Origin of the sequence: Marinobacter sp. (assembly GCF_041690615.1) — a bacterium.
Classification (GTDB): Bacteria; Pseudomonadota; Gammaproteobacteria; order Pseudomonadales; family Oleiphilaceae; genus Marinobacter.
Genome location: NZ_JAWLGY010000011.1, coordinates 26,501 through 35,556, shown reverse-complemented (window position 1 = coordinate 35,556; position 9,056 = coordinate 26,501). Strand labels below are relative to the sequence as shown.

Genomic DNA, 9,056 nt, shown 5'->3' with positions numbered 1-9,056 from the left:
GCCCTGACCATCGGCGCCAAGACCTACGACCTGCCGCCGCTGGTGGAGAACAGCCTGACGGTAATGGACAATGCCATCACCGTATTCTTCCTGATCGAGATACTGTTCCGGTTCGCTGCCTGCCCCAACAAGAAGCGTTTCCTGCTCGACGGCTGGAACCTGTTCGACACCCTGGTAGTGGTTGGCAGCCTGATTCCCCTGAACAATGCCGAGGCGGTGTTGCTGGGACGGCTGCTGCGGGTATTCCGGGTGCTGCGTCTGGTGTCCGTGGTGCCGGAACTGCGCTTTCTGATCAACTCGCTGCTCAAGGCCATTCCCCGCATGGGCTATATTGCCCTGCTGATGTTCATCATCTTCTACATCTACGCCGCCATGGGTTCCATGTTCTTTGCGAAGGTGGACGAAACCCTGTGGGGCGACGTGGCCATCTCCATGCTGACCCTGTTCCGGGTAGCGACGTTCGAGGACTGGACCGATGTGATGTACGCCACCATGGAGGCTTACCCCCTCAGCTGGATGTACTACCTGACGTTTATCTTCCTGACAGCCTTCGTATTCCTGAACATGATGATCGGTGCGATCCTGGAGGTGATGAGCGAGGAACAGAACCGGAAGGAGGCCCAGAAGGCCCACGACGAGCGGGACGAGATGGCCCGCCAGCTCACCGCGATCCAGGCCCAGCTGAACGAACTGTCAGACCAGCTGAGCCATAACCGCCGGCCCTCATGACCGGCGAACGGGCGCTCCACGGGTGCGGGGAGCGCCGGATATTGCGGGCAGACTTCAGAAAGGCACGGCCTTGGTCATGGCCAGATGAAAGATCAGGGCAATCTGCAACAACGCAGCAAAGGCAGCCACCGTCCGGACCGGAACACTGAATTTCGGCTTGATGGCAAACACACCGGCCACGATATAACCCACCAGCAGGAAAACCTTCCAGGTCAGCCAATCGTTGACGAAGGGCATCCAGGGCGTCACAAACAGCAGACTGATGGCCGCCACCAGCAGGAGGGTGTCATTGACGTGGGGAATCCACCGCAGGGGTGTCTGCCGCCAGCCCGGCCTTCCCACCAGATCCAGCAGCAGGCGCAGCGCAAACAGCACCAGCGTCAGGTATGCGGTTGTCATATGGAGGTGTTTGAGAATTACGTATGCCATGCTTTTTCTTTCCATCCCGGACAGTTGGCCGCATTGTACGTGATAGTTTCTGCGATTACCTCCAAGCGGGTATAGCCACCACCGGCCGGCCGACTTAATATATACGCACAATACATGTTAAAGCGGAGGTCCGCGATGCAGGCCCTATCCACATCCCACGCCGAGCGCAGCAGCGCCAGTGTGGTACAGCTTTTTGCCTACCCGTTCCGCATCTTCTTTCTCTCGCTAACGCTGTTATCGCTGGTGGGCATCCCGCTCTGGGTGCTGCAGGTCACCGGTACCATCCAGCTGCCCCTGGCCATGCCGGGGATACTGTGGCATCAGCATGAGATGCTGTTCGGTTTTCTGTCCGCGGCGATTGCCGGCTTCCTGCTCACCGCCGTCTGCGTCTGGACCGGCACCGAGCGCACCCATGGCGTTCGCCTATTACTGCTCTGGGGGGTGTGGGCCGCAGCCAGAGTGCTGCTGACGGTGGGCGCTGACCTGCCCTACTGGCTGGTTCAGGGTATCAACCTGGCCTTCCTGCCGCTGGTGATGCTGGATGCGGGATGGCGGATCTGGCATGCGCGCCAGAAACGACAGTTGATGATCCTGGTGGTACTGGGCCTGCTTTGGCTGATGCAGGTCGCCTTCGTGACCCGCCTTGACCCTGTCTATGCCTGGGGCGCCCTGGTCATGGGCATGGCCCTGATCAGTATCATCGGCGGTCGCATTACCCCGGCATTCACCACCGGGTGGCTGCGTCAGCGGGGACTCGCGGCTGAGCGGGTGAAGATGATACCTGCACTGGACATGGCTAACCTGTTCGCCATGGTACTGCTGCTGGCATCACTGGTTACCGGCTGGAGCATGGTGACCGCCGGACTCGCCCTCGTGGCCGCAACACTGATGCTGGTCCGCCTGTACAACTGGAAAGGCTGGCTGGTGCGCCGGGAACCCCTGCTGTGGATTCTCCACCTGTCCATCCTCTGGGTTCCTGTAGCGCTGATATTGCTTGCCGGCAGCCTTGTTGCCGGCTGGCCCGCGTCCGCATGGACCCATGCTGCCGGCACCGGAGCCGTCGGCTGCCTGATCCTCGGCGTTATCGCACGGGTCTCCCTCGGCCACACCGGCCGCCCGCTGGTACTGCCACAAGGCATGGTGCTGGCCTTTGCCGCCATCCACCTGGCCGCCCTGGTACGGGTCGTTACCGCGTTCCAGGGGCTGCCCTGGCACCTGGGCATTACCGCCAGCGGATTGCTTTGGGCACTGGCCTACGCGATCTTCCTGGCCCGTTACACCGGCGTGCTGGCCAGCCCACGGGCAGATGGCAAACCCGGATAAACAGGCCAGATTCACCTTCGGGCAAAGATTCCTTTTCGCCACACTCAACCTCCCCGGGGCCTCCAATGGCGGGCCCTTAGCGCCACTCCGGCAACCAGCAGTCAAAAAACTACAACCATCGGTCAATAGATTTTTCCTGTGTAACCGGTAAAGTGTGCGTTACAGTCAGAAACGGAACTACCCGCACTCATGAAGCCAGACCATTTTGATAAAGCCGACCTGATCGAATGTGGCCACGGTCGCCTGTTCGAAGGTGACATGCGCCTGCCCATCGATGAAATGCTGATGGTGGACCGCATTACCCACATCAATGACAGCGACGGTGCCTACGGCAAGGGCAGCCTGATTGCCGAACTCGACATCAACCCGGACCTGTGGTTTTTCAAGGTCCACTTCGAAGGTGACCCGGTGATGCCCGGGTGTCTGGGGCTTGATGCCATGTGGCAGCTGGTTGGTTTCTTCCTCGCCTGGTCCGGTGGCCAGGGCAAAGGCCGGGCGCTGGGCGCCGGCGAGGTCAAATTCTTTGGCCAGGTGCTGCCAGAGAACAAGCTGGTCCGGTATCATCTGGATATCAAACGAATGGTCAAACGCAAACTGACCATGGCAATTGCCGATGCCCGCATGGAAGTGGACGGTCGTGAGATCTACACGGCCAAGGACCTGCGGGTTGGCCTGTTCACCTCAACAGACGACTTTTAGGAGCCCGGACCATGCGTCGAGTTGTCATTACCGGAATGGGCATTGTTTCCAGCCTCGGTAACAATCAGCAAGAAGTCACCCAGTCCCTGCGGGACGTCAAATCCGGCATTCATTTCAGCCAGGAAGCAGCGGACAACGGCTTGCGCAGTCACATCTGCGGCAATATCGATATCGACTACAAGTCGCTGATCGACCGCAAACTGCTGCGCTTCATGTGCCCGGCTTCCGCCTACGCCTACCTGGCCATGAAAGAGGCCATCGAGCAGTCCGGCCTGACCGATGAGCAGATCCGTGACAACAACACGGGCATCATCATGGGTACTGGCGGTGCGTCCACCCTGGAACTGATGGACTCCATCGATACCCACCGTGAAAAGGGTATTCGCCGTGTGGGCCCCTACCGGGTTCCCCGCACCATGGGCAGCGCCATCAACGCTTCCCTGTCCACGGCCTTCGGTATCACGGGCGTCAACTACAGCATCACGTCAGCCTGTGCCACCAGTGCCCACTGCATCGGCCACTCGGCCGACCTGATCGCCATGGGCCGTCAGGACATCATGTTCGCCGGCGGCGGTGACGACGTGCACTGGAGCCTGAGCCTGCTGTTCGACGCCATGGGCGCCCTGTCCACCAAGTACAACGACACCCCTGAAAAGGCGTCCCGTACCTACGACGCCAACCGTGATGGCTTTGTCATCTCCGGCGGTGGCGGCGTGGTGGTTCTGGAAGAACTGGAGCACGCCAAGGCCCGCGGCGCCAATATCATCGCGGAACTGGTGGGCTTCGGCGCCACCTCCGACGGTGCCGACATGGTCGCCCCCAGCGGCGAAGGCGCGGTTCGCTGTATGCAACAGGCCCTGAAGAACGTGGATGGCGAGATTTCCTACATCAACACCCACGGCACTTCCACTCCGGCCGGTGATATCACCGAGTTGAAGGCGGTGAAGAACGTGTTCGGCGACAAGATCCCGGCCCTGGGCTCCACCAAGCCGCTGACCGGTCACGCACTGGGTGCTGCTGGTGTGCACGAGGCCATCTACAGCCTGCTGATGCAGCAAAATAACTTCATCACCCCGTCTGCCAACATCGAGGAACTGGATGAAGGCGCAGAGGGTTACCCCATCGTCCGCGAGGTCCAGAACACCGAGATTCCGCTGGTGATGAGTAACAGCTTTGGCTTCGGCGGCACTAACGCTTCCCTGGTGTTCAAGAAGTATCACGACTAAGCTTGGCTGGGTTCCATTTCCCAGCCTGCTGATCCGGTGCCTCGCGCGCCGGATCGGTAAGATTTTTCCGGACACGCCCGCAAGTACATCCATGTAGGGCTCGACGAAAACCATCCCTGGTTTTCGACGGTCCGGAAAAATCTTCCCAAACCGCCACGCTATAACTTTTCCGATATCTCAACTGAAAACGAACTTGCTCAGGTCTGAACCTCAGTGATTGCTTAATTTCAGGAGTAACGAGCGATCCGAGTCTGATCGAGCACAAAAATCTTGTTATCGTGAGTGCCAGAAGGTAGACGGGCCGGGGGAATATTTCTGGACCGTCGAATGCCAGGGATGGCATTCGTCGAGCCCTACATGGACGTACTTGCGTGGCGTGTCCAGAAATATTTCACCGGGCCGGCTGCCCGCCCCGCTCTCACAAGTCAGAACCACGCCAACTACAATACTCAACAGGCCGCCCGAAACTCAGCCGGCGACTTCCCCATCCAGCGCTTGAATGCCCGACTGAATGCACTCAGCTCAGAAAAACCGAGTAACTCCGCCACCTCCGACAAGGTCCGGTCCCGGTCATTCATATACTTGAGCGCCTGCTCCCGCCGCACATCCTCCAGCAGACCGGCAAACGTCAGGTTCTCCTCCTTGAGCTTCTTGTAGAGTGTGTGACGACTCATATTCAGTTCCGCCGCCACCGACTCCACCTTCACCTTGCCCCTCGCCAGTTGCCGGGCGATCAGCGGGCGCACCTGACGACTAAAGGTAATAGATGGCAAAATCCGTGTCTGGATCAGTTGCCACAACCGCTGCATCTGTGAGGGGGAAAGCCGGGCCTCAGGCTCCTCCAGCTCATCGGCCGACAACCCCGCATAGCGGGCAAGCTCCCCCCGGGAAAAGCCTGACGACTGAAGAAACTGCACCATGGCGACCACCAAAGTCCCCAGAGCATCTGATTTCATGAGCTGAAAACCCCTCTGCTTCTGTTGAGTAACTGACATTATTTGAGCGTACAGATGTTAGCTCAAAATTGCGCGAATGAACATTGAGTCGCGTCAATGCAACATCCCTGGCGTTGCGGCAAACTTCCCGCCCATCTGCAGAATTCCGGAAGTTTCAGCCCATGCACCAGCCAGAGCTCCTTGCCCCCGCAGGCACCCTTGACCATCTTCGAGTCGCCCTCGCCTATGGCGCCGACGCCGTCTACGCCGGCCAGCCCCGCTATTCACTCAGGGTGCGCAACAACAGTTTCAAGGATGTAACAGCCCTGGCCCAGGGCATTGAAGAAACCCACCAGCAGGGAAAACAGTTCTACCTGGTTTCCAATATTTCGCCCCATAACAACAAGGTGCGTTCGTACCTGAGGGACCTGGAGCCGGTCATCGAACTGCAACCGGATGCCCTGATCATGTCTGACCCGGGGCTGATCATGCTGGTGCGGGAGCGCTGGCCCGACCAGCCCATTCACCTGTCGGTACAGGCCAACGCGGTCAACTGGGCCACGGTGGAGTTCTGGCGGCGGCAGGGTATCAGCCGGGTTATCCTGTCCCGGGAACTGGCACTGGACGAAATCCGCGAGATTCGCGAGCAGGTGCCCTCCATGGAACTGGAAGTCTTCGTCCATGGGGCCCTGTGCATGGCCTACTCCGGCCGCTGCCTGCTGTCCGGATACATGAACCACCGGGACGCCAACCAGGGCGCCTGCACCAACGCCTGCCGCTGGAACTACAAGCCGGTGCAGCATGGACACGACCAGACGGGGGACCTGATCGCCACCTCCGCCGATAGCGTGGAGCATGTTGAGCCGAAGGAAATCCTGCTGGAAGAGCCCAACAGGCCAGGTGGTTTCATTCCCGCCTACGAGGACGAGCACGGAACCTACATCATGAACTCGAAGGACCTGCGGGCCGTACAGCATGTCGCCGAGCTGGTGAAGATGGGGGTTCACTCCCTGAAAATTGAGGGCCGCACCAAGAGCACCTACTACGTGGCGCGCACCACCGGCGTCTACCGCAGGGCCATTGACGAGGCGGTTGCCGGCAAGCCCTTTGACATGGCGATGATGGATGAGCTGGAAGCACTCTCGAACCGGGGTTATACCGAAGGCTTCCTGCGCCGCCATGTTCCCCGGGAATACCAGACCTATGAACAGGGCTCGTCCTACCTGGGCACCCAGCAGGTGGTTGGCACCGTCAGCGCCCGCGAGGGTCAGTGGCTGACCATCGAGGTTAAAAACCAGTTCCGCCCGGGGGACCTGCTGGAACTGCTCACCCCCACTGGCAACCTGAGACTGTCCACTGACAGGATGGAAACCACCGAAGGCCAGCCCCTCGAACGCGCTCCCGGCAGTGGCTACCGGGTCCGCATTCCGGTGTCCGCTCCCCTGCCTGACAACCTGGAATATGCCTACCTGACCCGGGTTGACCGTCCGTAGAATCCACGAGAAACCGGCGCAGCGAAGTGGTTTTCGCTACCCAGGTGCCTATCTGGCTATAGCCTTGATAACCCCGGTCTTAGTGCCCGGACGGGGGTTTGGGGTATAATCTGGCCAGTCACGAAATAATACCTGACTAAAATACTCTGATATTGTACAATCGGACATCAGAAGTAGCGGGACTGCCTCATCCTGACGCTGCCTCCCTGACGGGCAGCCAGTCATCCAACAAGCGATTGCAGGGCGTACTCACTGGACGAGCGACCACTGCAACAACCAGCACAGACGCACATGCCTCCCGGTAGCCGGCTGAATTACGAGCTTCCGGTTGCAGGCAACACATAAGGGCCCCAGGGCCCACGATGAGAGAATTACGGAGCGACGATCATGGCGACCACCGACAAAGAGGTGAAAGAGCTGATCAAACGGGAATACGAGCACGGCTTTGTGACTGAAATTGAAGCCGATACGTTCGAGCCCGGCCTGAACGAAGATGTCATCCGCCGCCTGTCGAAGATCAAACAGGAGCCGGAGTTCATGCTCGAATGGCGCCTGAAGGCCTATCGTCGCTGGCTGGAGATGGATGACCCCACCTGGGCACACGTGGATTACCCGCGTATCGACTATAACTCCATCTCATACTACTCCGCCCCCAAGAAAAAAGAGGACATGCCCCAGTCCCTCGATGACGTGGACCCGGAGTTGCTGCGCACCTATGAGAAGCTGGGCATTCCCCTGCACGAGCGGGAGAAGCTGGCTGGTGTTGCCGTGGATGCAGTCTTCGATTCTGTCTCCATCGGCACCACCTTCAAGGAGCAGCTGGCTGAGGCGGGCGTCATTTTCTGCCCGATTTCCGAGGCCGTGCAGAAGTACCCGGAGCTGGTGGAGAAATATCTGGGCTCGGTGGTTCCGGCTGGGGACAACTTCTTCGCCGCCCTGAACTCCGCGGTCTTCTCCGACGGTTCGTTCGTCTATATTCCAAAGGGCGTTCGTTGTCCGCTGGAACTGTCCACTTATTTCCGCATCAATGCGGCCAACACCGGCCAGTTCGAGCGCACGCTGATCGTTGCCGACGCCGGCAGTTATGTCAGTTACCTTGAAGGCTGTACAGCACCCATGCGGGACGAAAATCAGCTCCACGCTGCGGTGGTCGAGCTGGTCGCGCTGGACGATGCCCAGATCAAGTACTCAACCGTGCAGAACTGGTACCCCGGTGACGAGCATGGCAAAGGTGGTATCTATAACTTTGTGACCAAGCGGGGCGCCTGCCAGGGCCGGAATTCGAAGATTTCCTGGACCCAGGTGGAAACCGGCTCTGCGGTCACCTGGAAGTACCCGAGCTGTATTCTGAAAGGTGATAACAGTGTCGGTGAGTTCTATTCGGTGGCGCTGACCCATAATTACCAGCAAGCCGATACCGGCACCAAGATGATCCACCTGGGCAAGAATACGACCAGTACGATTATTTCCAAGGGTATTTCAGCCGGCCGCAGTTCCAACGCTTACCGGGGCCTGGTGAAGTTCCAGCCCGGCGCGGAGAATGCCCGTAACTTTACCCAGTGTGATTCGCTGCTGATCGGTGATCGCTGCGGTGCCCATACTTTCCCGTACATTGAGAGCCGCAACAAGTCGGCCATTGTGGAGCATGAGGCGACCACCTCGAAAGTGAGTGATGAGCAGATGTTCCTGTGCCGGCAGCGGGGCATTGACCCGGAGCAGGCGGTTTCCATGATTGTGAACGGCTTCTGTAAGGAAGTGTTCAAGGAGCTGCCGATGGAGTTTGCGGTTGAGGCTGGCAAGTTGCTTGAGGTCAGCCTTGAAGGCTCCGTGGGTTAACGAATGGTCTGCTGGCCTTGGTGCAAGGCCAGTGATCGGGTGACGCTTTCCGGGACACGCCGTGGATCCGTCCCTGGAGGCTCTTCAAAAACCTTTTATGCTTATTGCTCCTGCGTCGCATAAAAGGTCCAGGCCTGGCCATCCGTGGCCAGCCCGTGAAACGCTTTCGCGTTCCACCCCTGGTTTTGAAGGTCCCGGAAAGCGTCACCCGACCCCTGTCCCTCCGGCGACTCAGTTGCCTGCTGAGACCAAAGCCAGCCGGGACAGACGCAACGAATTTCGAACGTTTTTGACTAGAGAGAATCCGACAAATGCTGAGCATCAAGAACCTGCACGCTTCCGTCGAGGGGAAAGAGATCCTCAAGGGCATTAACCTGGAGATCAAG

8 protein-coding genes are annotated in these 9,056 nt (G+C 59.1%); 6 read left to right on the top strand and 2 right to left on the bottom strand.

Features of this window, described 5'->3' with window-relative positions; translation table 11 throughout:
* A partial coding sequence (locus ACESMZ_RS09495; protein ID WP_372972520.1) for an ion transporter occupies window positions 1–729 on the top strand: 729 nt, incomplete at its 5' end.
* A gap of 54 nt (window positions 730–783) precedes the next feature.
* On the opposite strand, the gene ACESMZ_RS09490 is transcribed toward ACESMZ_RS09495, so the two are convergent.
* Window positions 784–1,158 carry a SirB2 family protein gene (locus ACESMZ_RS09490; protein WP_372956523.1) on the bottom strand — a complete coding sequence of 125 codons (375 nt, stop codon included), beginning with the start codon at window positions 1,156–1,158 and terminating at the stop codon, window positions 784–786.
* A gap of 135 nt (window positions 1,159–1,293) precedes the next feature.
* On the opposite strand from ACESMZ_RS09490, the gene ACESMZ_RS09485 reads away from it, so the two are divergent.
* From ACESMZ_RS09485 to fabB, 3 genes are all read left to right on the top strand, one after another.
* Window positions 1,294–2,481, top strand: coding sequence for an NnrS family protein (locus ACESMZ_RS09485; protein WP_372956522.1), 1,188 nt, complete (start codon window positions 1,294–1,296; stop codon window positions 2,479–2,481).
* Window positions 2,482–2,670: 189 nt separating this feature from the next.
* Window positions 2,671–3,180 (top strand): bifunctional 3-hydroxydecanoyl-ACP dehydratase/trans-2-decenoyl-ACP isomerase, encoded by a 510-nt coding sequence (gene fabA / locus ACESMZ_RS09480; RefSeq protein ID WP_372956521.1) that lies wholly within the window; start codon window positions 2,671–2,673, stop codon window positions 3,178–3,180.
* 11 nt (window positions 3,181–3,191) lie between these two features.
* Window positions 3,192–4,406, top strand: a complete 1,215-nt coding sequence (gene fabB / locus ACESMZ_RS09475; protein WP_372956520.1) for a beta-ketoacyl-ACP synthase I — start codon at window positions 3,192–3,194, stop codon at window positions 4,404–4,406.
* Between the two features lie 449 nt (window positions 4,407–4,855).
* On the opposite strand, the gene ACESMZ_RS09470 is transcribed toward fabB, so the two are convergent.
* The gene (locus ACESMZ_RS09470) at window positions 4,856–5,215 is read right to left on the bottom strand and encodes a helix-turn-helix domain-containing protein (RefSeq protein WP_372956617.1); all 360 of its coding nucleotides are present in this window, start codon (window positions 5,213–5,215) and stop codon (window positions 4,856–4,858) included.
* A 308-nt stretch (window positions 5,216–5,523) separates the two neighbouring features.
* On the opposite strand from ACESMZ_RS09470, the gene yegQ reads away from it, so the two are divergent.
* Both yegQ and sufB read left to right on the top strand, forming a co-directional pair.
* Window positions 5,524–6,834: a tRNA 5-hydroxyuridine modification protein YegQ gene (yegQ, locus tag ACESMZ_RS09465; RefSeq protein WP_372956519.1), complete on the top strand. Its 1,311-nt coding sequence runs from the start codon at window positions 5,524–5,526 to the stop codon at window positions 6,832–6,834.
* Between the two features lie 387 nt (window positions 6,835–7,221).
* On the top strand, window positions 7,222–8,670 hold the full coding sequence (sufB, locus tag ACESMZ_RS09460) for a Fe-S cluster assembly protein SufB (protein ID WP_372956518.1): 1,449 nt from the start codon (window positions 7,222–7,224) through the stop codon (window positions 8,668–8,670).
* The last annotated feature ends 386 nt before the right edge of the window (window positions 8,671–9,056 follow it).

Excerpts from the sequence above, each read along its gene's own strand:
- ACESMZ_RS09490 (WP_372956523.1), bottom strand. The coding sequence starts at position 1,158 with ATGGCATACGTAATTCTCAAACACCTCCATATGACAACCGCATACCTG.
- ACESMZ_RS09485 (WP_372956522.1), top strand. The coding sequence starts at position 1,294 with ATGCAGGCCCTATCCACATCCCACGCCGAGCGCAGCAGCGCCAGTGTG.
- fabA (WP_372956521.1), top strand. The coding sequence starts at position 2,671 with ATGAAGCCAGACCATTTTGATAAAGCCGACCTGATCGAATGTGGCCAC.
- fabB (WP_372956520.1), top strand. The coding sequence starts at position 3,192 with ATGCGTCGAGTTGTCATTACCGGAATGGGCATTGTTTCCAGCCTCGGT.
- ACESMZ_RS09470 (WP_372956617.1), bottom strand. The coding sequence starts at position 5,215 with ATGCAGCGGTTGTGGCAACTGATCCAGACACGGATTTTGCCATCTATT.
- yegQ (WP_372956519.1), top strand. The coding sequence starts at position 5,524 with ATGCACCAGCCAGAGCTCCTTGCCCCCGCAGGCACCCTTGACCATCTT.
- sufB (WP_372956518.1), top strand. The coding sequence starts at position 7,222 with ATGGCGACCACCGACAAAGAGGTGAAAGAGCTGATCAAACGGGAATAC.